The sequence below is a fragment of the Paraburkholderia phytofirmans PsJN genome (genome assembly GCF_000020125.1).
Lineage (GTDB): Bacteria > Pseudomonadota > Gammaproteobacteria > Burkholderiales > Burkholderiaceae > Paraburkholderia > Paraburkholderia phytofirmans.
This window is the reverse complement of record NC_010681.1, coordinates 484,660-506,938: the sequence shown is the minus strand read 5'-3', so window position 1 is coordinate 506,938 and position 22,279 is coordinate 484,660. Positions and strand designations below refer to the sequence as shown.

20 protein-coding genes are annotated in these 22,279 nt (G+C 62.5%); 10 read left to right on the top strand and 10 right to left on the bottom strand.

Annotated features, from left to right (window positions below):
* Positions 1-15 precede the first annotated feature (15 nt).
* The 7 genes from BPHYT_RS02200 to tssF all read right to left on the bottom strand — a co-directional run bounded on the left by BPHYT_RS02200 (position 16) and on the right by tssF (position 9,670).
* Complete coding sequence (locus BPHYT_RS02200; RefSeq protein WP_012431522.1) at positions 16-2,217, bottom strand: T6SS phospholipase effector Tle1-like catalytic domain-containing protein; 2,202 nt, start codon at positions 2,215-2,217, stop codon at positions 16-18.
* Positions 2,214-2,879 (bottom strand): DUF3304 domain-containing protein, encoded by a 666-nt coding sequence (locus BPHYT_RS02195; protein ID WP_012431521.1) that lies wholly within the window; start codon positions 2,877-2,879, stop codon positions 2,214-2,216. The genes BPHYT_RS02200 and BPHYT_RS02195 overlap by 4 nt, the downstream gene beginning before the upstream one ends.
* Positions 2,880-2,943: 64 nt before the next feature.
* Positions 2,944-3,777: a DUF3304 domain-containing protein gene (locus tag BPHYT_RS02190; RefSeq protein ID WP_012431520.1), complete on the bottom strand. Its 834-nt coding sequence runs from the start codon at positions 3,775-3,777 to the stop codon at positions 2,944-2,946.
* Entirely contained in the window at positions 3,774-4,409 is a 636-nt protein-coding gene (locus tag BPHYT_RS02185) for a DUF3304 domain-containing protein (protein ID WP_167315742.1), read from the bottom strand. Before BPHYT_RS02185 ends, BPHYT_RS02190 begins: the two co-directional genes overlap by 4 nt.
* Positions 4,410-4,566: 157 nt before the next feature.
* Positions 4,567-5,079, bottom strand: a complete 513-nt coding sequence (locus BPHYT_RS36890; RefSeq protein WP_238535615.1) for a DUF3304 domain-containing protein — start codon at positions 5,077-5,079, stop codon at positions 4,567-4,569.
* A gap of 140 nt (positions 5,080-5,219) precedes the next feature.
* Complete coding sequence (locus BPHYT_RS02175) at positions 5,220-7,742, bottom strand: type VI secretion system Vgr family protein (RefSeq protein WP_012431517.1); 2,523 nt, start codon at positions 7,740-7,742, stop codon at positions 5,220-5,222.
* 41 nt (positions 7,743-7,783) lie between these two features.
* Positions 7,784-9,670, bottom strand: a complete 1,887-nt coding sequence (gene tssF, locus BPHYT_RS02170; RefSeq protein WP_012431516.1) for a type VI secretion system baseplate subunit TssF — start codon at positions 9,668-9,670, stop codon at positions 7,784-7,786.
* Positions 9,671-10,259: 589 nt separating this feature from the next.
* Between tssF and bioA the strand changes: the two genes are divergently transcribed.
* The 4 genes from bioA to bioB are packed head-to-tail and all read left to right on the top strand — an operon-like array spanning position 10,260 to position 14,664.
* Positions 10,260-11,621, top strand: a complete 1,362-nt coding sequence (gene bioA / locus BPHYT_RS02165; RefSeq protein ID WP_041758214.1) for an adenosylmethionine--8-amino-7-oxononanoate transaminase — start codon at positions 10,260-10,262, stop codon at positions 11,619-11,621.
* Positions 11,621-12,805 (top strand): 8-amino-7-oxononanoate synthase, encoded by a 1,185-nt coding sequence (gene bioF, locus BPHYT_RS02160; RefSeq protein WP_012431514.1) that lies wholly within the window; start codon positions 11,621-11,623, stop codon positions 12,803-12,805. The genes bioA and bioF overlap by 1 nt, the downstream gene beginning before the upstream one ends.
* Positions 12,802-13,545 carry a dethiobiotin synthase gene (bioD, locus tag BPHYT_RS02155; protein ID WP_012431513.1) on the top strand — a complete coding sequence of 248 codons (744 nt, stop codon included), beginning with the start codon at positions 12,802-12,804 and terminating at the stop codon, positions 13,543-13,545. Before bioF ends, bioD begins: the two co-directional genes overlap by 4 nt.
* 33 nt (positions 13,546-13,578) lie before the next feature.
* A complete protein-coding gene (bioB, locus tag BPHYT_RS02150) occupies positions 13,579-14,664 on the top strand; it encodes a biotin synthase BioB (protein ID WP_012431512.1) in 1,086 nt (361 codons plus the stop codon).
* A gap of 93 nt (positions 14,665-14,757) precedes the next feature.
* On the opposite strand, the gene BPHYT_RS02145 is transcribed toward bioB, so the two are convergent.
* Positions 14,758-15,783, bottom strand: a complete 1,026-nt coding sequence (locus BPHYT_RS02145; RefSeq protein ID WP_012431511.1) for a sulfate ABC transporter substrate-binding protein — start codon at positions 15,781-15,783, stop codon at positions 14,758-14,760.
* Between the two features lie 136 nt (positions 15,784-15,919).
* A complete protein-coding gene (locus tag BPHYT_RS02140) occupies positions 15,920-16,522 on the bottom strand; it encodes an RBBP9/YdeN family alpha/beta hydrolase (RefSeq protein ID WP_012431510.1) in 603 nt (200 codons plus the stop codon).
* 347 nt (positions 16,523-16,869) lie between these two features.
* Here BPHYT_RS02140 and BPHYT_RS02135 point away from each other — a divergent pair, with 347 nt between their 5' ends.
* From BPHYT_RS02135 to BPHYT_RS02110, 6 genes are read left to right on the top strand one after another with little or no spacing between them, the layout of a single operon-like run.
* Positions 16,870-17,811 carry a 2-hydroxyacid dehydrogenase gene (locus tag BPHYT_RS02135; protein ID WP_012431509.1) on the top strand — a complete coding sequence of 314 codons (942 nt, stop codon included), beginning with the start codon at positions 16,870-16,872 and terminating at the stop codon, positions 17,809-17,811.
* Positions 17,812-17,871: 60 nt separating this feature from the next.
* On the top strand, positions 17,872-18,798 hold the full coding sequence (locus tag BPHYT_RS02130) for a hydroxymethylglutaryl-CoA lyase (protein ID WP_012431508.1): 927 nt from the start codon (positions 17,872-17,874) through the stop codon (positions 18,796-18,798).
* Between the two features lie 54 nt (positions 18,799-18,852).
* Positions 18,853-19,374: a YbaK/EbsC family protein gene (locus BPHYT_RS02125; RefSeq protein WP_012431507.1), complete on the top strand. Its 522-nt coding sequence runs from the start codon at positions 18,853-18,855 to the stop codon at positions 19,372-19,374.
* A gap of 4 nt (positions 19,375-19,378) precedes the next feature.
* Positions 19,379-19,618 (top strand): DUF1289 domain-containing protein, encoded by a 240-nt coding sequence (locus BPHYT_RS02120; RefSeq protein ID WP_012431506.1) that lies wholly within the window; start codon positions 19,379-19,381, stop codon positions 19,616-19,618.
* Positions 19,615-20,106, top strand: a complete 492-nt coding sequence (locus tag BPHYT_RS02115) for a MaoC family dehydratase (protein ID WP_012431505.1) — start codon at positions 19,615-19,617, stop codon at positions 20,104-20,106. Before BPHYT_RS02120 ends, BPHYT_RS02115 begins: the two co-directional genes overlap by 4 nt.
* Positions 20,103-21,023, top strand: coding sequence for an MBL fold metallo-hydrolase (locus BPHYT_RS02110; RefSeq protein ID WP_012431504.1), 921 nt, complete (start codon positions 20,103-20,105; stop codon positions 21,021-21,023). Before BPHYT_RS02115 ends, BPHYT_RS02110 begins: the two co-directional genes overlap by 4 nt.
* 314 nt (positions 21,024-21,337) lie before the next feature.
* Here BPHYT_RS02110 and BPHYT_RS02105 read toward each other — a convergent pair whose 3' ends face one another.
* Positions 21,338-22,237, bottom strand: a complete 900-nt coding sequence (locus tag BPHYT_RS02105; RefSeq protein WP_012431503.1) for a DMT family transporter — start codon at positions 22,235-22,237, stop codon at positions 21,338-21,340.
* Between the last annotated feature and the right edge of the window lie 42 nt (positions 22,238-22,279).

Genomic DNA, 22,279 nt, shown 5'->3' with positions numbered 1-22,279 from the left:
TTTCTCGCGACTACGTTACGCCCATGCGGCCTGCTGGATACTGCCCACCTTCAGCGGTTCCGATTCGGACGCGAGGCCCAGGTAAGCGATCCGCTGCGTGCCGCCGATAAAAATGACGCGCGGCCACCCGTAGCCGCCCGGCGCGTATTCGTGAAACCACGGCACGCGGAACCAGATACGGCTGTCGTGAACATAGTTGTCGAGAAGATAGATGGCTTCGGGACGAAGCCGCGCAGCGGCCTCCAACGAAGCATGCTTTTTCAGAAAACTCGTGACGCCGCGCGCCGGCGCGGCCAGGAGGTCGTCGCCCGTACTGAAATTGCTTAAGATCGTGCTCCACGTCGTTGCGAGCAGAATTCCGCTTTCGGCAAGCGCTACGTGCGGCGAATCGCTGCCTGGGTGGTCATGCGACACCGAAAGCGTGGTTCGCGTCTGACCCGCATAGGGAGAGTTCTCGTACACCGAGTGAGCTGAAACTGTTTCCGTTACTTGCCAGGGAATCTTGCGTTGCTCAGGATGCAGAAAGCCGAGTAGCAAGCGCATCTCTTCGGCGCCCTGACGCAGATCGTTCTGGTCATTGGTGGTGACATCGCACGGCCCTTCGCCGGGACGCGCGGGAGACGGATCTTTCTTTTCCGGATGTCCGACCGAGCCGCAGATCGCTTCCGTGCGCCGGTCCATCGACTCGCGCGTCGCGCTGATCTGGCCGTCGAGCTGGGCGATGCGCGGCGTGTTGGTCGGATAGGTGCGGTTGTCCGCCAGGCGGGATTTCTCTGCCAGCAATTTCGACAGCCGGTTGGCGAGCGCCTGGTATTCCGGGTCTGTTTTTCTGGCTCTGTCTACGTCGAGGGCCACCTTATGCGGTGTCATGCTGTCCTCTTGCGCGAGACGGAAGAATTCCTGCTCGGTCACGTAGTCGGCCGTGCCGACCTTGGCGCGTAGCGTTCGCCACGCCAGCATTTCCGTCATGCCGTGCTTTATCGCATCTTCGATGCTACCGATCGGACCGGCTGTTTTGCGCCAGTCGTTGAAGGCGGTGATGGTTTGGGGGGAGAGGGAGAAGTCGGATGCAGTGTCGGATTGAGCCAGGATATCGCAACCGCTCTGCAGCGGGACACCATATTTGAGCGCGTGAATATACATGTCGTGCAGCGGGATCTGGCTTAGTTTGCCGCTGTCATGATTACCGCGACCGGACCCACGCCCCTTGCCCTGCTCGTTCGGCGCGTATCCGCCGCCGACATCCGAATGCACGCCTGGATAGGCAATTTCAAGACGCACTCCGCCGGGATAACCGCCCACATCGCGTATCGAATCGACGGGAAAGCTCATGCGCTGTTCGTGAATCGAAAACGCGTGGACGCAATAGCGGACGGAATTGGGAATGCGCATCGCGCCGTTATTGGCGAAAGCGAAGTGGCCGTCGAATGATCCGATATCCACCGATGCACGGGTCAACTCAGGCGGCCCCACGGAGGCGACCGTGTCGAAAAGCCCCATGAAGTTGACCTGATAAGGTATTGCATACTTGCCGCTGAACTTCACCAGATTGCCACCGGGCGCCCATTCGTTGACCAGTTTGTGAACGAACGCACGCGCACCCGCTGCACCACGCGAAAAGCCGATCACGTTGATCCAGACTTTTTTGATGGTGCGTGGTTTGTCGCCGTTATCTACTGCATCCTTGTGTGTTACGCCGAGTATCTGGATGAGGTCGTTGAAGCCGCTCATGTCGCCGTCCGCGCCTGCGGTGCACAGGGGCTTGGCCTTGTCTACCGGGACTAGAAGATGGGTTCGGTCCGGTGCGACAGTCTCATAGACTGCGTTCAGAACGCGGGTAAAGCCCCAAAGACAACGCGCGTTGAAGCCCTTGGCCATGGCCTTGCCCATCTGCAAATAAGTCTTTTCGCCGATGTCTGGTAGCGGAGTACCTACGCCGGGAATGTAGAATGGGAACAGACCATCGCTATTCTTTTCGATTGCCGCTTTAAATAATCTGGCGACGTTGGTATGGCAATATTTGAGAGAATCGCGCCGCGGATTTTTCTTGTCGTCGTTGTTATTCGTGCCGTCGAAAAACAAGCTGATATGGAGTGTCTGCTCGCATGAGCGTGTTTCGTCGTGCATTCGCAGCGCGCCATCGCGAAATGCATCATCGCTTTCGGACGGCTGCAGTCGCCCTCCATCCGCCATTTCTTCCGGCCATTGGATACTCATTGCATTCCTCCGTCGCGATACAGCCTGTTCCATTCTTCATCAATTGCACCCTGCACAACGTAAGGATCGTCGTCCGCGGGGCGGTTGTTGGCGTTGTTTCCACCATTGTGGTTGCCGTCAGTTATCATGAGGCGCACCCTGTCACCGGGTAGAAAAATGCCCCACACTGCTCCCGCCATTCTTCCGTCGTATTGTGCGATCCGCACGTTCTCCGCCTTGTACCAATATCCCGGCGTCTTGCCGTCGCGCTTTTTGTCCACCAGCCAGCGCACGGTCAGCTTCAGGTCCGGTTGCCATTCGAGCGGGAATGACATGCAGCAGGTTTCCTTTGCTCCACCGGAAGGCTCGTCGCTACCCTTGTCCATCGGCCAGACGTTTGGACCACCGCCACCGATATCGCTACCCTTCGGGCCCGTGATCGCGAAGTCATGGATGTACCAAGGCGTATAGTTCAGCGCCCTGACGCCACCGTCCAGAAGCTCGACATGTGGAGGTACGTACACAGTACTCGCCGCATCGCTCCGGATACCTGAGCATCCAGCCAGTGACGCACACAGTGAGAGCAACAGACTCCTGAACAGACGAGACTTTACCGCTCGTGATTTCGACAACCCGTTGTTGATCTTCTGAAACACCGTGTCTGCTTCTACGATTTTTTGCATCTGCAATCGCCCTCCAATAGGCATTGTTTCTGGCCTCTCAAACGTTCGCCACACTTCGAATCTGCTAGTCATGGGCGGGGGGATACAGCCGGTTCCATTCGTCATCGATGACACCCTGCACGATGTAGGGATCGTCATCTGCCGGACGGTCGTTGACGTTGTTTCCACCATTGCGGTTGCCGTCAGTGACCATAATGCGAACCCTGTCATCGGGCAGAAAAATGCCCCACACAGCTCCCGCCTTTCTTCCTTCGTACTGCGCGATTCGCACGCCTTCGGCCTTGTACCAGTAGCCGAATACCTTGCCATCCGGCCTTTTTTTCTCGACGAGCCAGCGCACGGTCAGTTTCAGGTCCGGTTGCCATTCGAGTGGAAATGACATGCAGCAGGTTTCCTTTGCTCCACCGGAAGGCTCATCGCTGCCCTTGTCCATCGGCCAGACGTTTGGACCACCGCCACCGATACCGCTACCCTTCGGGCCGGTAATCGCGAAGGTGTGGATATACCAGGATGTATAGTTCAGTGCCCTGACGCCGCCACCGAGAAGTTCAATATACGGCGGCACGTCCACAGTACTCGTCGCATCACTCCGAACACCGGAACATCCAGCCAGCAATACGCATACTGAGAACATCACGCCCCTGGACAGACCGGACTTCTTCGGCAGCAACTTCGACACCCAGTCGCTGGTCGCGCGAAATGTCGCGCCCACTTTCCCGACCCGTTCTTGTGCTTCGCTCAGCTTGTGTGGAGTCGTCCTGAACTCGCATGCGGGGCAGACTAATTCCCGTCTTGTCTCATCGCGCATTCGCCGCACCTTGTCGCGCAAAACATCATCGCGTTTCGATACCTGCACTTGTCCTCCGCCCAGTAGCATTGCTATCCATTGAAACTTCATTGCATTCCGCCCTTGCGATACAGCCGGTTCCATTCGTCATCGAGAACGCCTTGAGCAATGTATGGATCGTCGTCGGTCGGACGGTTGTTGGCGTTGTTTCCGCCATCATGATTGCCATCAACGATCATGATGCGAACCCGGTCTCCAGGTAGAAAGATGCCCCACACTCCTCCGGCGTTTTTCCCGTCGTACTGTGCGATCCGCACGTTCTCCGCCTTGTACCAGTATCCCGGCGTCTTACCATCGCCTTTTTTGTCCATTAGCCAACGCACGGTCAACTTCAGGTCCGGTTGCCAGTCGCGTGGGTAGGACATACAACAGACCTCCGCTCCTCCGCCAGCGGGCCTGCCACTCTGCTTCATCGGCCAGACATTCGGACCACCACCACTGATACCGCTACCCTTCGGGCCCGTGATTGCAAAGGCGTGGATGTACCACGGTGTGTAGTTGAGCGCCCATACACCGTCGCTCGCCAGCTCAATATGAGGAGGCACGTCCACCATGTTCACCGCATGGTTCTTGACACCTGAGCATCCAGTCAGTGATACGCACAGTGAGAGCAACAGACTCCTGAACAGACGAGACTTCGCCACTCGCGATTTCGACAAACCGTTGTTGATCGTCTGAAACATCGTGTCTGCTTCTATGATGTTGTGCCTCTGCAATCGCCCTCCAATACGCATTGTTTCAGTGCTGCCTAACGGCTGCCGCGTTTCGAATCTGCTAGTCATGCGCGTTCCGATAGCTGCACTAATCTCCCATCCAGCCGTTGCCTCAGCCATCGAATCCTCACTCCATTCCGCCGTCGCGATAAAGGCGATTCCATTCCTCATCAATGGCGCCCTGCACCACGTAGGGATCGTCATCGGCTGGACGGTCATTGACGTTGTTTCCGCCATTACGGTTACCGTCGGTGATCATGAGGCGCACCCTGTCACCGGGCAGAAAGATGCCCCACACTGCGCCGGCATTTCTCCCGTCGTACTGTGCGATCCGCGCGTTCTCGGCCTTGTACCAATAGCCTGGCGTCTTGCCGTCGCTCTTTTTGTCCACCAGCCAGCGCACGGTCAGTTTCAGGTCCGGTTGCCATTCGCGTGGAAACGACATGCAGCAAGTTTCTCCTGCACCACCCGAAGGCTTGTTACTACCCGTTTTCATCGGCCAGACGTTTGGACCACCGCCACCGCCACCGATACCGCTACCCTTCGGGCCCGTGATCGCGAAGGCATGGATGTACCAAGGCGTATAGTTCAGCGCCCTGACGCCACCACCGAGAAGTTCAACATACGGCGGCAGGTCCACAGTACTCGCCACATCACTCCGGATACCTGAACATCCAGACACCGCTACACCCGCGCAAACCACCAATCCACTCAACCAAACGCTCGTCCCCAAAAAGCCCGATCGACTACCCATAGCCCATTGCTCCCGATGAATGTGAACTAGCGGATCACAAAAGCCGATCCACCTCTCGCGGCCTTGAGCAGACAATCTATACAAACGCCTTTAGGCGAAAGGTCCGCAGGCGTGCTCTTCGGTCCGGGCAGTGAATGCGTCGCGGCAAACGCGGCGAACTTGCCCGGCGTGAATATCTGCGCGCCGGAGTCATCCAGCACCAACCTGCTCTTGCCGCCTTGCAGCTCCAGCTTTTCAACACCGGTAATCCGAACGACCTTGCTCAAAAGCGTGATGGACTTCGCGGAATCGAGGCTGATGGAACTCGTCAACGCGTGCAAAACGATGTCGCCCGCCGCCGCCGACAGCCTGATGCCGGCACGCTGCGCGAAAAGCCGGATGGTGTCTCGCACAGTGCCGAACAGGCTGCGTCCGCTCGCAATGGCCACATGTCCTTCAGCGGTCACCGCAGCCTGCTGGGCCGCGATGTGCACGGTCGCAGGCGACGCGATTTCGACGCCAGCCTTGCCGTCGATGAGCAGGTGCGGTTCGCTCAGCTGTGGAAACGCGGCGTCCGTCGCAGCCGTTCCGCGAAGCTGTTCGTTTTGCGCCTGGATCGTTCTGGCAATGTCCGCCTGGTGGCCCTCCGCCTCCTGCGCTTCGCCCTGCACCGCGACTTGCGCCAACGCGTCGTGCAACACCTGCGCCTTTTCGAGCCGGCCGACAATCTCATCGTTGTCCTTGGCGGCGGCGCAAGCGCCCGCGCGCGTCTGCGTGGTAATGAGCATGCCCTTGTTGGCCCGCATCACGCCCCACGCGTTGGTCGCGAGTTCGAAGCCCTCGCCGCGCGCCTTGTCGCGTCCGCTATGCCCGTCGATGCGCGTGTTGTAGCCCAGCACCAGCCGCGACTGCGCATGGTCGCTGGCCACCTGCACCTGCAACTGGCCCGGCGTGTCGTCCGTCACCACGCTGTTGGCAGCCAGTCCCTTCAGGTCCCGGCTGCGCCACCCCGACAGCGCGTCGTTCTTCGGCAACTGCCACGGCGCCTGGTGGAACTCAGTCGTATGCTCCGAAATGATGTAGGGACGGTCAGGATCGCTGTCGTAGTAGCCGACCAGCACATGGTGTCCGACGCGCGGCAGCCACATCGCGCCGTGTTCCACGCCATGCCAGGGTGACGCCACGCGCAGCCAGCAACTCGCGTTCTCATCTTTCTCGCCGAGCCGGTCCCAGATGAAGTGCGCCTTGACCCGTCCGTACTCGTCGCAATAAACCGGTTCGTCGCCATAGCCGGTCACAACGGCCGCTTCCGCATAGGCGCGCGGCTTCTTCGCTTTCTGCGGCGTGCGGTAGAAGGTGTTGGCCGGCACTGCCGCAAACTTCGTCGTGCAGCTGTACTGGCGGTCGATCGCGCCGCGCTGCGTAACCGTGTCGTTGTTGACGATCTCAGTGATGGTCGAGACGACCAGATATTCGCCATCGCCTGGTGTGAGCGGATAGCCTTCGAGCGTGAATGTGTAGCCCGTCATCAAGCCGCGCAGGTTGCCTTTGCCCTTCGCCCGCAGACTTTTCGCGCGATGCGCTTCGACCTTCACGCGCGCCAGATGCTCGCCTTCGAACTGCGCGTCGCCGTGCAGGCCGCGCGTGCCCATGGGGCCTTCCATCGGCTGCGAGTAGTCGCCCCACGCGTACTCCTCCGCGTTGTCGAAGGCCCGCCCGCCGTAGTCTTCCTGAGCAACGGCAAGATTGCCCAGCGACTGCGTGTAGTCGTAATCGGTGAGCGACACTTTGCCCGTGGTGAGCTGCCGCGCAACCCTGAATTCGTGGACGTGTTCCTCGTCGATGCGTTGACCGTCGCGCTCCAGATAGCGCAGCGTCTGGTACGCGGGGCCGTGCTTTTTATAGGCGCCAGGCGAATCGCACAGCACCAGCGTGCTGCGCTCGAAGAAGAAGCTGATGCCCCATTCCTGCCAGATTCGATTCAGATAGCAAAAATCCGACTCCCACCATTGCCGCTGGTAGTTGCGCTTGGGATACGGACGGCGCTGCATGCCAGGACCCGCGAGGCGCAGCTCGAACGGGAACGGATATTTCTGCAGGACGTCTCGCGTTATTTCGATCACGTCGCGTTCCTGCCAGAACCGGCTATCGCGGTTCAACGTCGCGAGCCATAGCCACGGACGCAGCTTGAGCCGGTAGAACGCGCGCCGGTCGTCCGCTCCGACGCACTGCGCCGAGACGATCAGGCCCGTCAGCTTGCGAATGTCGGCGCCGATATTGGACATGCCCGCATCGCCTCTGGCGCCCTGCACCCACGTGCCGTTGCCTTCGACGGCAATGTTGAGCGTGATTTCCTTGCCGATCAGCGCATCCACATCGACCAGCGCCTGCGCTTCGTTCGCGCTCAACGCCGCAGCGTCGATCGTGCTGACCTCGATGTCGTACTCATACAGGTGGCCGAGCTTTTCCCTGCCCCGCAGACGCGAGACTACGAACAGCGGTTCGCCCGCCCATTGCGGCAGCGCCTTGCCGGTGATTTCCAGCGTGCGCGGCTGTGTGAACCATGACATCGGCAACTCCGTTCGTTGGGTCAATCCACAGATAGGGCCGCTCAGGCCGCGCCGCGCGTACCCGCGCGCGGTGGCCAGTGCGTGAGGCGTCCGCGCTGCGTCGAGCACAGCACGGTTGTCGTGAATGAGCGCTCCGACACATGACGGGCGACGTAGCGCTCCAGCACGAGCCCGAGCGTGTACGGACTCATGCCGTCAAACCCGCTTTCGTCGAAAGTAAGCGTGCATTCGATACCGCGGCCGAACGGCTGCGGGAAGTGCGGCGGCAAGCGGCGGTTCACGGGCGTCGCCGTCGCGCTCCTTAGCGCTTCGACCTGACGGCGCAGCACGGCGGCATCCTCGCTCAGATACAGACGCAGCAGTCTGCGCAATGCGTCGCCGGTCGCCGGCCGGTCGGGCGGCTCGTCGAAGGTCATGTAGCCGAGGTTGAGCTGGCCGTACAACTGCCATGCCCGCTCGCCGGAGGCCAGCGGTGGCCGGGGCATGGTCGGCGCGCGCACCAGGCCGACGCTTTCAGCCGGTATCGATTTGTGCGGGAACAGGTCACGCCTGCCGTCGCACGGAATCAAGCACGGTAGATCGCGGTTGGTCAGCAACGCCTCGAGCGACAGGTAGTGAATCCGCTCGGTATTGGGCTGCTCATCCCGGTCAACCAGCGAAATGAAGGTGCGCGTCTCGGTAAACGGACGGCGCGTGCCGTAGTGGCGACCGTCCTCTTCAGCCCGGTTCGGTTCGCGGCGAATCGTGAAATAGCGCGCGCCGCGGCTCGTGCTTTCGCCAACGGACGCATGCAGCGGATAAAAACGCAGCGCTTCAGAATCTTCGGAAACCTGGCCCCAGGCCGCCTGCACGGAATGCACAGCGTAATCAGAAGACGCGGCCGGTACGGGCACAAGCCGGTGTGACTGCCGGTCCGGATCGAGATCGAGCCGGTCCGTGCGCCTAGGGAAGAGATTGATGACCGGTGTACAGAACAGCGCGAAGTGCGACGCGTCAACGGTCTCGGCCAGCCTGTCCACGGGGCGCTCCAGCAGAAGCACGATTTCGGCCTCGTTACCCGCAATCGAGGCGAGTCCCTTGGCCAGCCCTGTGAGCGTGAAGAACCAGAAGCGTGCGGGACAGGCGAAATACTCCTGCAACAGGTTGTGACCGTGGAACTTGCGAGGCACGGCGGGCAGCAGGCTTTGTTCCGGTTCGAGCGCTTCATGCACAACCGCGTCGCGCGTGACCGCGTGCAACGTGCCGGTCGCGAACTCGCCGGGGACGCCAATCACGGTGACGACGCCCGCCGCATGAATCAGTTCGAACAGATGCGAGGCGGTGGTTTCATCACCCGAGAGATAGACCGGCAACCGGTCCAGTCCGGCCAGATTCGCAATCGACGCGCCGTTCGTCGTGCGCAACCGCAGACGCAGCGCACCATGCGCAGTCCGGCCCGCCGGCACATACCGGTCGAGCATGGGAATGTCGGGTGGAATTCCGGTCAGCCGCGCCTGCACGATCTCCAGGGGAAACAGCGTGACGTCCTGGCTGCTGCGGAATTCACAGGCGGTGAGTTCGCCATCGGGAATGCGCGAGGGGAATGCGGTGCCGCGCGGCACGACCGTGCCGTTCACGGCATGCTTACCTTGTGCAAGCGGGAAGAATCGCGCAACGGCTATCGACGGTGTCGGACACGTGTAGTTCGGATAGACGGTCTGCAACAGCGGCAGCGTGAATTCCGGGAACGCGTCGTCCAGCCGGATTTGCGCCCGGGCGGTCACGAATGCCGACGACTGCAGCAGGCGCTCCACGTAAGGGTCGCCGATCTCGCCGGCGTGCATGCCGAGCCGCCGTGCGATCTTTGGATGCGCGGCGGCAAACTCCATCGCCAACTCGCGGATGTAGAGCAGTTCACGGCTGTAGTAGTCGAGCAGTCGCGGGTCCATCGCTTCGCGTCAATGCCGGTCACGCATTGGCGGGGTAAATGGGCGACGCCTCTCGCCGCGCGAACGGCCGGGCGTGTCTTCTCTCTCTTGCATAGGTTTTTTTGGGGAATGGGCGCGGCATCGCCCGGAAGAGAGATTGAAGCGCACAGCAGGGCATCGCGGGACGGGAAAACTCTGCAAAAACATGCAGGCATGTCCGCCACGCCCCCGGCCTTTGATGCAGCCGAAAAAACGGTGGTGGCTTAAGGACTGCCGGGCACAAACCACCGAACAAAAAACCGTCGAACGTGCAAAACCTCAGTTCCGCGCCAGTAACCGCCAATTACTTTGCCGTCGTCAACTCCGCCCATTTGCGACCTTCGGGCTAAAACAGAAACGACCTGCCCCGAACATCGGCGAACCCCGTCGCCGCAGGCAAAAACCGCGCTCACAGCCCTAGTGCACACGACGAAATAAACCGCTAATCTCGACCCCGCAAGCCCGCCCAGGGCCGCGCGAGAGCGCAAACAAGTCCGCGCCACGCGTCTGAAAAATGGCCCTAAAAAGCCACGCCGCGCAGCGGCAAAAAAAGCACCCCGTGGAGTACCCTTTGGAAAACCCTGCACCACCGTCAGCCGTCCCTGAAGACTGGATCGCCCGCAGCCTGCGCGCCGTCTGGCACCCCTGCACGCAGATGAAGCACCACGAGCGCCTGCCGCTCGTGCCCGTCGCGCGCGGCCAGGGCGCGTGGCTCTACGACCGCGCCGGCCATCGTTATCTGGATGCCATCAGCTCCTGGTGGGTCAACCTGTTCGGCCACGCCAATCCGCGCATCAACGCGGCGCTGAAAGATCAACTCGACACGCTCGAACACGCCATGCTCGCCGGCTGCACGCACGAACCGGCCATCGAACTCGCCGAACGGCTCGGCGCGCTCACGAACAACACGCTGGGCCACGCGTTCTTCGCGTCAGACGGCGCGTCCGCCGTCGAAATCGCCCTGAAGATGAGCTTCCACTCGTGGCGCAATCGCGGTTTCGCCGACAAGCAGGAATTCGTCTGCATCGCCAACAGCTATCACGGCGAAACCATCGGCGCGCTCGGCGTCACTGACGTCGCGCTCTTCAAAGACGCCTACGATCCGCTCATCCGCCACGCGCACGTCGTGGCATCGCCCGACGCACGCCTCGCGCAGCCAGGCGAAACCGCCGCCGACGTCGCGCGCCGCGCGCTCGATAACGTTCGCTCGCTCTTCGAAGCACGCGCCGCGAAAATCGCCGCGCTGATCGTCGAGCCGCTCGTGCAGTGCGCCGCCGGCATGGCCATGCACGACGCGTCGTATATCGCGGGATTGCGCGCCTTGTGCGACCAATACGGCGTGCATCTGATCGCCGATGAAATCGCCGTCGGCTGTGGACGCACCGGCACCTTCTTCGCCTGCGAACAGGCCGCCATCTGGCCGGACTTTCTGTGTCTGTCGAAAGGCATCAGCGGCGGCTATCTGCCACTCTCGATCGTGCTGTCCCGCGACGAAATTTTCGAAGCCTTCTACCACGACGACACGGCGCGCGGCTTCCTGCACTCGCATTCGTACACGGGCAATCCGCTCGCTTGCCGCGCGGCGCTAGCCACGCTCGATCTCTTCGCGAGCGACAACGTGCTCGCCGTCAACGCGCAAAAATCCGCCAAGCTGAGAGCCGCGCTCGCACCGCTAGCCGAGCACAAGCAAGTCCGCAATCTGCGTCAGTGCGGCACGCTTTTCGCATTCGACGCCGTGCTCGACGATGCTCAGCAAGCCAAAACATTCTCGCGCCGCTTCTTCGAAAACGCGCTGCAGCGCGAACTGCTGCTGCGCCCGATTTCGACCACGGTGTATCTGATGCCCCCTTATATCCTCGACGACGAAGAACTCGCGCTGCTCGCCGCACGCACCCGCGAAACCTTCGAAGCCACGCTCGCGGAGACCCGCTAATGCATCTGCTCGACACGCTCACTGAAGGCCTGAAGGAAATCGACGCGCGTGGCCTGCGCCGTCGCCGCCGCACCGCCGACACGCCGTGCGCGGCGCACATGACCGTGGACGGCCGCGCAATCATCGGCTTCGCCAGCAACGACTATCTCGGTCTCGCCGCGCATCCGCAGCTCATTGCGGCGATCGCTGAGGGCGCGCAGCGTTATGGCGCAGGCAGCGGCGGCTCGCATCTGCTCGGCGGGCACTCGCGCGCGCATGCGCAACTCGAAGACGATCTCGCGGAATTCGCGGGCGGTTTCGTCGACAACGCGCGCGCGCTCTACTTCAGCACCGGCTACATGGCGAATCTCGCCACGCTCACTGCACTCGCGGGCCGCGGCACCACACTCTTCTCCGACGCGCTGAATCACGCGTCGCTGATCGACGGCGCGCGCCTGTCCCGCGCCGACGTGCAGATCTACCCGCACTGCGATACGGAAGCGCTGAGCGCGATGCTCGAAGCCTCGGACGCCGACGTCAAGGTGATCGTCTCCGATACCGTGTTCAGCATGGACGGCGATATCGCGCCGCTACCGCGCCTGCTCGAACTCGCCGAACAACACGGCGCATGGCTGATCGTGGACGACGCGCACGGCTTCGGCGTGCTCGGTCCGCAAGGCCGCGGCGCGATCGCGCAGGCCGCGCTGCGTTCGCCGAATCTCATTTCGATCGGTACGCTCGGCAAAGCAGCCGGCGTCTCCGGCGCGTTCGTCACGGCGCATGAGACGGTGATCGAATGGCTCGTGCAGCGTGCGCGTCCGTACATCTTCACCACGGCGTCGGTGCCGGCCGCGGCGCACGCGGTGTCGGCGAGCTTGCGCATCATCGGCGGCGAGGAAGGCGACGCGCGGCGCGCGCATCTTCAGCAGCTGATCGAACGTACGCGCGCCATGCTGAAGGCCACGCCGTGGTTGCCGGTCGACTCGCACACGGCCGTGCAGCCGCTCATCATCGGCGCGAACGATGCCACGCTCGATATCGCCGCCACGCTCGATCGCGCGGGTCTGTGGGTGCCGGCGATCCGTCCACCGACCGTACCGACCGGAACGTCGCGTTTGCGTATTTCGCTGTCGGCCGCGCACTCGCAGGCGGACCTCGACCGGCTCGAAGCAGGCTTGCAGCAACTTGGAGCGAAAGCGGCATGAGTGGCTTGAATCAACCCGCACTGTCTTTATTCGTCACCGGCACCGATACGGAAATCGGCAAGACGTTCGTCTCGTCGGCGCTGTTGCGCGGCTTTGTCCGCGAAGGCCTGCAAGCCGCCGCGATGAAGCCGATCGCCGCCGGCGCATTCGAACTGAACAGCGTACTGCATAACGAAGACGCAGATCAACTCGACGCCGCCTCGAACGTGTTGCTGCCGCCCGCGATGCGCACGCCGTATCTGCTGAAGGAACCGGCCGCGCCGCATATCGCGGCCGCGCTGGAAAACGTTACGTTCGATCTCGACCATATCGTCGATTGTCACGCGCAGGCTTTGAAGCGCGCGGAGATCGTGGTCGTGGAAGGCGTCGGCGGCTTTCGTGTGCCGTTGACGGCCACTCAGGACACCGCCGATCTCGCCGTCGCGTTGAAGCTGCCGGTCGTGCTGGTGGTCGGCATGCGGCTCGGCTGCATCAGCCACGCGCTGCTGACCGCCGAAGCAATCGCCGCGCGCGGGCTCACGCTCGCCGGGTGGGTCGCGAACCGCATCGATCCGGACATGACGTTTCCCGACGAAAACATCGCATCGATCCGCGAGCATCTGGCACGTGAATACGACGCCCCGTTGCTCGGCATCGTGCCGAATCTGAACCCGGCGTTGCCCGAACTTGCGGCGGACCAACTCGACATCAACCGGCTTTTGCAGACGCTGCGGCACATGCAAACGCATTCGCAGCGCTAAAAACTCACATATCCATCCATAAGGATTGACGACATGACGCAACTGAACATCGCTCCCACGCCCGCCGACACAGCCGCGGCAAACAACAATGCCAACGCCGCAGCCGGCGCGAAACAGGTCGCGCGCTGGCGCGTCGCCGACATCGTCGCGTTGTACGAACTGCCGTTCAACGACCTGATGTTCAAGGCACAGCAAACGCATCGCGAGCATTTCGATGCGAACACCGTGCAACTGTCCACGCTGCTGTCCATCAAGACCGGCGGCTGCGAGGAGGATTGCGCGTACTGTCCGCAGTCGGTGCATCACGACACGGGCCTCCAAGCCGACAAGCTGATGCCGGTCGACGAAGTGCTCGCCGCCGCCAAGGTCGCCAAGGAAAACGGCGCGACGCGCTTCTGCATGGGTGCCGCGTGGCGCAATCCGAAAGACCGCCACCTCGAACCGATCAAGGACATGATCCGTGGCGTAAAGGCGATGGGTCTGGAAACCTGCGTGACGCTCGGCATGCTCGAAACGCATCAGGCGCAAGGGCTGCGCGAAGCGGGCCTCGACTATTACAACCACAACCTCGACACATCGCCCGAGTTCTACGGGCAGATCATTTCGACGCGCACGTATCAGGACCGCCTCGACACGCTGGAACGCGTGCGCGATGCGGGCATCAACGTGTGCTGCGGCGGGATTGTCGGCTTGGGCGAATCGCGCCGTGAGCGCGCCGGTCTGATTGCGCAACTGGCGAACATGGAGCCGTATCCGGAATCGGTACCGATCAACAATCTGGTGCAGGTGGAAGGCACGCCGCTGACCGGCACTGAGGCAATCGACCCATTCGAATTCGTGCGTACGATCGCGATCGCGCGCATCACCATGCCGCGCGCGATGGTGCGTCTGTCGGCCGGCCGCGAGCAGATGGACGAAGCGTTGCAGGCGTTGTGCTTCCTCGCTGGCGCGAACTCGATTTTCTACGGCGATCAGTTGCTGACTACCAGCAACCCGCAAGCGGAAGCGGACCGCAAACTGCTCGAACGTCTCGGCATTCGCGCCGAAGCCGCGCAACAGATGCCGCTCGATCAAAGCGGCTGCGAACATAGTTGCGATAAGCACGCTGCGCCGAACTGAGCGTATGCATAGCGCGAGATAGAGCACGCGCAATAAAAAAGGCTGCCTCGTTTTTCGAGGCAGCCTTTTTACTGACTGACGGCGCTAATAAACTTACTTCTTATCCACGATGATCTGATCGAACGTCCCGCCATCAGAGAAATGCGTTTGCTGCGCTTTCTGCCAGCTACCGAACATCTCTTCGACGGTGAAGGTCTTGATCGGCTTGAACTCCGCCGCGTGCTTCGCGAGCACGGTCTTGTCACGCGGACGCAGATGATGCTGCGCAATGATCTCCTGCGCGGCCGACGACCACAGATAGTCGAGATACGCCTGCGCTTCCTTGCGCGTGCCGCGCTTGTCGACCACCTTGTCGACGATCGACACCGGCGGCGCCGCCAGTAGACTCACCGACGGATACACGGCTTCGAAATTGCCCCCGCCCAGGCCCGTGTCCATCAGTGCGACTTCGTTTTCGAACGTCACCAGCACGTCGCCGATGCCGCGTTGCGTGAAGGTGGTCGTCGCGCCGCGGCCGCCCGTGTCGAGCACCGGCACGTTCTTGAAGATCTCTTTTTCGAAGTCGAGCGCCTGCGCATCGGTGCCGCCGTGCTGCTTGCGATAACCCCACGCGGCCAGATAGGTGTAGCGTCCGTTACCCGAAGTCTTCGGATTCGCGATCACCACCTGCACGCCCGGCCTGGCGAGATCGTCCCAGTCCTTGATGTGCTTCGGATTGCCCTTGCGTACCAGGAATACCATCGTCGTGGTGTAGGGCGCGCTGTCGTTCGGCAGACGCGCGCGCCAGTTGGCCGGCACCAGTTGACCTTTCTCGGCGAGCAAGTCGATGTCGTTCGGCTGGTTCATCGTGACTACGTCAGCCTGCAGGCCTTGCAACACCGACAGCGCCTGCGCGCTCGACGCGCCGTGCGACTGGCGGATCGATACGTTCTCGCCGCTCTTCTGCTTGTACGCCGCGATGAAGCCGGCGTTGATGTCCTTGTACAACTCGCGCGTCACGTCGTATGAGACGTTGAGCAGCGATGTATCCGCGTGCGCAGTCGACATGCCCGCCAGCGCGAGCGTGATTGCCGTCATACCGGCTGCCAGCCAGCGCGATGTCCCCGTCTTGCCTGCCATCTTGTCCCCGCCTATCGATGATGAAAACCAGTGGCCGCACGAACGTGCAGCGTGAAGCGGGATTCTAACGGATCGCTTACTTGGCCAGCGGCCCGTACGCGCGTCACTCGAAGCGCGCACGCCGCGGCCCGCTCACTTACACGAACGCATGCTGTACAGCCTCGAACGACTCCTCGCGAAAGCGCAGCGGCGCCGCGCAATGCACCAGCGTATCGACGAAATATTTCGCGCGCGGCCACGGACCGAAACCGGCCGCGGTGTTGATATGCCCCGCGTCGCCGAGATTGACGAATGCGCTGCCGAAACGCTGCGCGAGATCGCGCGAACCGGCGAGCGGCATCCACGGATCGGTTTCGCTGCCGATCAGGATCGAGGGCACGCCGAGACGCCGCGCGTCGAACGGTCCCGCGAAGGCGAATTTCTGCGGACTCGCGGGCGCCACGAACAGCACGCCGACCACCTCGTTCGCATACGAGGCCTGCTGCAATGCATACGCCGTCGCGAGGCAACCGAAGCTATGCGCTGCCAGCACGAACGGCCCGCGCTCGCGCGCCAGCAGATCGCGCAACGATTTCGACCATACCGCGAGGTCCGGCGCGTCCCAGTCGGCTTGCTCGACGCGCAGCGAGCGCGCGAACTGACGCTCCAGCCAGGTCTGCCAGTGCGCGCCCTCGCTGCCGTGCAGACCGGGAACGGTGACGAGCCGCGGCGGCCATGTCGATTTGGTGCATGAAAGCATGTGTGTGCCTCGCTGCGGGAATCCGGGTAGTGATTGTCCCGCCCGGCGCCGCGCGGGCGAACCAAGTTTTTGTGCTTTGTTTATGGGGCAAATGCGCGGACAAATGCGGGCAAGCACGCAGGCAAATGCGCCGCCGGATACGCGCCGCGCGGCGGAATGCTCAACACCGAACCGCACGCCCGTACGCAAACGCGCGCGAATCGCGTCGAAAAAGTAGAATGAAGCCTATCCATAAAAGGAGGAGGCCTCATGCCGCAAGCATCGTCCGCAACGCCGCAGCCGTCGCGCCGGTCATGCTGTGGCCTCTTCGTCTCCAAACCCGTTCTCGCAGGCGCCTTCCGGACCGTATGAAAATCCTCTTCTACACGCCGCAATCCGACGCTGCCGCGTGGCTGCACGATCTTGCCCGCGCACTGCCTCAAGCCGATCTGCGTGAATGGCAACCGGGCGACACCGCGCCGGCCGATTTCGCGGTCGTGTGGCGTCCGCCGCGCGAGATGCTGGCCGGCCGAGACGATCTGCGCGCGATCTTCAATCTCGGCGCGGGCGTCGACGCGATCCTCGCGCTCGAACACGAACAGCCCGGCACGTTGCCGCGTAATGCGCAGTTGATCCGGCTGGAGGACACCGGCATGGCGCCGCAAATGGCCGAGTATGCGACGCACGCGGTGCTGCGCTACCTGCGCCGTTTCGACGAATATCAGACGCTGCAAAACGAGCGCCGCTGGGAAGTGCTCGAGCCGCATCCGCGTGACACCTTCACGGTCGGCGTGCTGGGACTCGGCGTGCTCGGCGCGCATGTCGCACAAACGCTCGCGGCATTCGGCGTGCCGGTGCGCGGCTACAGCCGCAGCCCGCGGCAGATCGACGGCATCACGACATTCGCCGGCGAAGCGCAGTTCGACGCATTTCTCGACGGCGCGAAAGTGCTGGTCAATCTGCTGCCGCATACTCCGGATACGGCAAATGTGCTGAACGCGCGCACCTTCGCGAAGCTCGCGCACGGGGCCTATCTGATCAACCTGGCGCGCGGCGGGCATCTGGTCGAACAGGATTTGCTGGACGCCATCGCGAGCGGGCAGATCACTGCCGCCACGCTCGACGTGTTCCGCGAAGAACCGTTGCCGCCGGATCATCCGTTCTGGCGGGAGCCGCGCATCACGATCACGCCGCACGTGTCCGCGCTGACGCTGCGCGAAGAAAGCGTCGCCCAGGTCGCGCAGAAGATCACCGCGCTCGTGCGCGGCGACACGATCAGCGGCGTGGTGAATATCGAACGCGGATACTGAACTTATCGAATCCAGTTGAAGGAGCGCCGCCATGCGCGGCGCCGACATAGGAGACACATCATGGCCCTACCTCAGCAAGTGAAAATCGTCGAAGTCGGTCCGCGTGACGGACTTCAGAACGAAAAAGACTTCGTGCCCACCGCGATCAAGATCGAGCTGATCAACCGTCTGTCTGCGGCGGGCTTTCGTAACGTCGAGGCCGCTTCGTTCGTGTCGCCGAAATGGGTGCCGCAGATGGCCGACGGCGCCGACGTGATGGCCGGCATCGAACGCCGTCCCGGCACGATCTACTCGGTGCTGACGCCGAATCTGCGCGGCTTCGAGGGCGCGCTCGCCGCGCGTGCCGACGAGATCGTGATTTTCGGCGCCGCCAGCGAAGCGTTCTCGCAGAAAAACATCAACTGCAGCATCGCGGAAAGCATCGATCGGTTCGTGCCGGTTGCGCAGGCGGCGAAGGAGCATGGCCTGCGGATTCGCGGCAGCGTGTCGTGCGCATTGGGCTGTCCGTATCAGGGCGAAGTGCCGGTGGCGTCGGTCGTGGATGTGGTCCAGCGCTTCGCGGCGCTCGGCTGCGACGAGATCGATATCGCCGATACGATCGGCGTGGGCACACCAAAGCGCGCGCGTGAAGTGTTCGAGGCGGTCACGCAGGTGTTTCCGCGCGAGCGTCTATCCGGCCACTTCCATGACACCTATGGCCAGGCGCTCGCCAACATCTACGCGGCGCTGCAGGAAGGCATCGAGATTTATCACGCGTCGGTGGCGGGCCTCGGCGGCTGTCCGTATGCGAAGGGCGCGACGGGCAACGTCGCGACCGAAGACGTGCTGTATCTGATGAATGGCCTCGGCATCGAAACCGGCATCGACCTCGCGCAAGTCGTGGCGATCGGCGATTTCATCTCGACGTCGATCGGCCGGCCCAATGTTTCGCGCGCCGGCAAAGCGCTGCTCGCCAAAGCGCGCAGCGAAGCGGCCAACTGCGTTTGACGCGGGTGCAATGGGACCGCTCAACACTCATGCAATCAATCAGGACCTGAAACGATGACGGACCACGCTTCTCTCGAATCCGACGATCTCACCGCGCTGCCCGACTCGGCGCGCCGCGTCGCGCTGCTGTTGCGCGAACGCGGTCACGCGGGCCGGATCGTGATGCTGCCGGAAACCGGCAAGACCTCCGCCGAAGCCGCCGCGGGACTCGGCTGCTCGGTCGCGCAGATCGCCAAGTCGATTCTGTTTCGCCGCCGTGAAGACGACGCGCCGGTGTTGGTGATCGCGAGCGGCGCGAATCGTGTGGATGAAAAGAAAGTCGCCGCGCAGGTCGGCGACATCGGCCGTGCGGACGCGAAATTCGTCCGCGAAAAAACCGGCTATGCGATCGGCGGCGTCTGCCCGATCGGTCACGCGACCGAGCCGGTCACGCTGATCGACGCCGATCTGCTCGAACTCGACAGTCTGTGGGCCGCCGCGGGTCATCCGCACGCGGTGTTCAATCTGACCGCGCAAGAGCTGATCGCGCTCACGAACGCGCCGGTGATCGACGTGGCGCTGCGCGAGACGGCGTGACGCGATGACGACGACAACAATGACAGCGGGCCTCGATAACGAAGATCACCACGCCGTGCCGTCGCCTTGCATCAACGTGTGCAGGATGGACGCGTCGACTGGCTGGTGTGAAGGATGCCTGCGTACCATCGACGAAATCGCAGGCTGGTCGTTATTCGACGACGACGCGAAGCGCGCGGTCTGGGACGCGATCGAGCTGCGCCACGCGGAGTTCGTCGCCAGGCAGCCGAAGGTGCGGCGATGAACGCCGCGCCGCGCATCGTCACGGTTGGCGAAACGTTCAGCTCGACGCTGGAGTTGTCGGCGGAGTCGGTGAAGTCGTTCGCCGCGCTCGTCAATGACCACAACCCGCTGCATCACGACGAAGCGTATGCGGCGCAAAGCCGCTTCGGCGGCCTGATCGCGTCCGGCACGCAGCCCACCGCGCATTTCATGGCGCTCCTGGCAACGCACTATTCGACCTTCGCGCAACCGCTCGGTCTCGACTTCGATATCAAGCTGAAGAAAGCCGTCCACGCGAACGACACGCTCACGATCACGTGGCGCGTGAAGCATGCTTACTGGAAGCCGAGTCTGAACGGCGATCTGACGCATCTCGAAGGCTCGGTCGTGAACCAGCGTGGCGAGACCATGTTGATCGGTTCGTCGACGATTCTCGTGATGCCGAAACCCGAGGCGTCCGCGAATGCAGACGCAGACGCAAGCGCAAAAGTAGCGCCAAACTCGCCATGATCGCGCTGCCGGAATCGATTCGGGTTTTCGAACGCGGCTGGCTCTCGTCGAACAACGTGCTGCTGGTGGACGACGCCTGCGCCGCGCTGGTCGATACCGGCTACGCCACGCACGCGCCGCAAACGCTCGCCCTCGTGCGGCAAGCACTCGGCGCGCAGCCGCTCGATCTGATCGTCAACACGCATCTGCATTCGGACCATTGCGGCGGCAATGCGCTCTTGCAGGCGACGTGGCCATGCCGCACCGTCATTCCGGCCTCGGAAGCCAGCGTCGTGCGCGACTGGGACGAAACGCGCCTGACGTTTCGCGCCACCGGCCAGACCTGCGAGCGCTTCGGTTTCACCGGAACGATCGCGCCCGGCGCGCGCTTGCGGCTCGGCGCGCTCGACTGGGATGTGCTCGGCGCGCCCGGCCACGATCCGCATTCGCTCATGCTTTACTGCGCGGACGAACGCATCCTGATCAGCGCGGACGCGCTGTGGGAAAACGGCTTCGGCGTGATCTTTCCCGAACTGGAGGGCGAAAGCGGTTTCGCCGAAGAGCAAGCCGTGCTGGAAGCCATTGCGAAGCTCGACGTGCGTCTCGTGATCCCCGGCCATGGCGCACCCTTCACAAATGTCGAACAGGCGCTTGAACGGGCGTTTTCGCGTGTTGCGTGGCTACGCGCCGATCCCGCACGCAATGCAAAGAACGCGCTGAAGGTGCTGATCGTGTTCAAACTGCTCGAAGTCCGCGCGATGCACTTCGACACCTTGCTGCAGATGCTCGACGACGCCGGCGTGATGCGCGCCGCCGCGTCGATGCTCAAGCCGCGTGGCGAATGGCCCGCGTTGCTGAAGCAGATCGTCGAGGAACTCGCGACCAGGAATGGGCCGCTGGAAGCGGATGGCGCGCGCATCGTCGCGCGCGCGGCCTGACGCGCCGCTGCTGAGAGGCAAAGCGGGATATCGTCGCTACAAAAAGAAAGCCGCTCGACCCTTGCAGGCGAGCGGCGGAAATTCTGTCGGACGTGATCAGCGTCAAGACGCATGATACGCGCGCCGGTTTTTTGACCGCATCGGTGATTTCCCTACAGAAGTTTGACGCCCGCTTTCAAAGCCGTCTGCAAGACGTCGCGTTACGAGGCCCCGCAGTCGCGCGTCTTTCGATTCATTACCGATATGAATAATTTGCGCATCCGGTTACTCGGGAATCCGTAGCATCGTGATTCGCCGCAAGAGCGCAGCGCCCGTCAGGTCGACGACAGGCGCTTTTGCGGCACGATCCGCCAGCCGAGATTGACGCCGGCCGCCGCCACCAGAATCAGCACCGCCCCCAGCACCTGAATCCACGCAAGCGTTTGCCCGAACGCAACCCGATCGACAATGATCGCCACCACCGGGTAGATGAACGAGAGCGCGCCCGTCATCGAAGTCGGCAGCTTCTGGATCGCACCGTACAGGAGCACGTACATGAGCCCGGTATTGACGATGCCGAGCACGACCAGTTCGAGCCACTGCACGCCGGTTGCGGGCAACGCATCGAAACGCACGAATGGCGCGAGCATCAGCACGCCGAGCGACACCTGGATCAGCGCGATCAGATGCGGCGGCGTGCCCTTGAGCCGCTTCGTAATGATCGACGACACCGCGTACATTGCCGCCGCGCCCACCGCGTACGCGACGCCGACCAGATATTGCCCCGGCACCGCCAGCACCGCCGGTTCGACCTTCACGACGAACACGAGGCCGACGAACGCGATTACCAGCCACGCAACCGTCGACGCGCTGATGCGCTCGCGAAACACTAGCGCGCCGAGCGCCACCAGCATGAACGGCTGCGTGTTGTAGACCGCCGTCGCCATCGAGATCGACGCGCGCGAATACGCGGCGAACAGCAACACCCAGTTGATGACGATTGCCGCGCCGCCGAGCAAGGCGAGGCCGAGCATCTTCCACGAGAACAGCTTGCGCTGAAACAGGCCGAGTAAGGCACACACGAGCGCGAGCGTCGCGCCGCCGAAAATACAGCGGAAGAACACGACATTGAACGGGCTTTGCTGCGACGACACCACCAGCCAGCCGATGGTGCCGGACATCAGCATGGCCATGGTCATTTCCGCGGCTCCGCGGCGGATTTCGTTTGACGCCATGATTCGATCCTCGAATTGATTCCTGCATGACGAGCAGTGTAA

What these genes read in the sequence shown, in the direction of transcription:
- BPHYT_RS02185 (WP_167315742.1), bottom strand. Translation starts at nt 4,409, where the DNA reads ATGTTTCAGACGATCAACAACGGTTTGTCGAAATCGCGAGTGGCGAAG.
- BPHYT_RS02125 (WP_012431507.1), top strand. Translation starts at nt 18,853, where the DNA reads ATGACGGACCACGCTTCTCTCGAATCCGACGATCTCACCGCGCTGCCC.
- tssF (WP_012431516.1), bottom strand. Translation starts at nt 9,670, where the DNA reads ATGGACCCGCGACTGCTCGACTACTACAGCCGTGAACTGCTCTACATC.
- BPHYT_RS02120 (WP_012431506.1), top strand. Translation starts at nt 19,379, where the DNA reads ATGACGACGACAACAATGACAGCGGGCCTCGATAACGAAGATCACCAC.
- BPHYT_RS02175 (WP_012431517.1), bottom strand. Translation starts at nt 7,742, where the DNA reads ATGTCATGGTTCACACAGCCGCGCACGCTGGAAATCACCGGCAAGGCG.
- BPHYT_RS02110 (WP_012431504.1), top strand. Translation starts at nt 20,103, where the DNA reads ATGATCGCGCTGCCGGAATCGATTCGGGTTTTCGAACGCGGCTGGCTC.
- BPHYT_RS02145 (WP_012431511.1), bottom strand. Translation starts at nt 15,783, where the DNA reads ATGGCAGGCAAGACGGGGACATCGCGCTGGCTGGCAGCCGGTATGACG.
- BPHYT_RS02115 (WP_012431505.1), top strand. Translation starts at nt 19,615, where the DNA reads ATGAACGCCGCGCCGCGCATCGTCACGGTTGGCGAAACGTTCAGCTCG.
- bioB (WP_012431512.1), top strand. Translation starts at nt 13,579, where the DNA reads ATGACGCAACTGAACATCGCTCCCACGCCCGCCGACACAGCCGCGGCA.
- BPHYT_RS02105 (WP_012431503.1), bottom strand. Translation starts at nt 22,237, where the DNA reads ATGGCGTCAAACGAAATCCGCCGCGGAGCCGCGGAAATGACCATGGCC.
- bioF (WP_012431514.1), top strand. Translation starts at nt 11,621, where the DNA reads ATGCATCTGCTCGACACGCTCACTGAAGGCCTGAAGGAAATCGACGCG.
- bioD (WP_012431513.1), top strand. Translation starts at nt 12,802, where the DNA reads ATGAGTGGCTTGAATCAACCCGCACTGTCTTTATTCGTCACCGGCACC.
- BPHYT_RS02130 (WP_012431508.1), top strand. Translation starts at nt 17,872, where the DNA reads ATGGCCCTACCTCAGCAAGTGAAAATCGTCGAAGTCGGTCCGCGTGAC.
- BPHYT_RS02140 (WP_012431510.1), bottom strand. Translation starts at nt 16,522, where the DNA reads ATGCTTTCATGCACCAAATCGACATGGCCGCCGCGGCTCGTCACCGTT.
- BPHYT_RS02200 (WP_012431522.1), bottom strand. Translation starts at nt 2,217, where the DNA reads ATGAGTATCCAATGGCCGGAAGAAATGGCGGATGGAGGGCGACTGCAG.
- BPHYT_RS02135 (WP_012431509.1), top strand. Translation starts at nt 16,870, where the DNA reads ATGAAAATCCTCTTCTACACGCCGCAATCCGACGCTGCCGCGTGGCTG.
- BPHYT_RS02190 (WP_012431520.1), bottom strand. Translation starts at nt 3,777, where the DNA reads ATGAAGTTTCAATGGATAGCAATGCTACTGGGCGGAGGACAAGTGCAG.
- BPHYT_RS02195 (WP_012431521.1), bottom strand. Translation starts at nt 2,879, where the DNA reads ATGCAAAAAATCGTAGAAGCAGACACGGTGTTTCAGAAGATCAACAAC.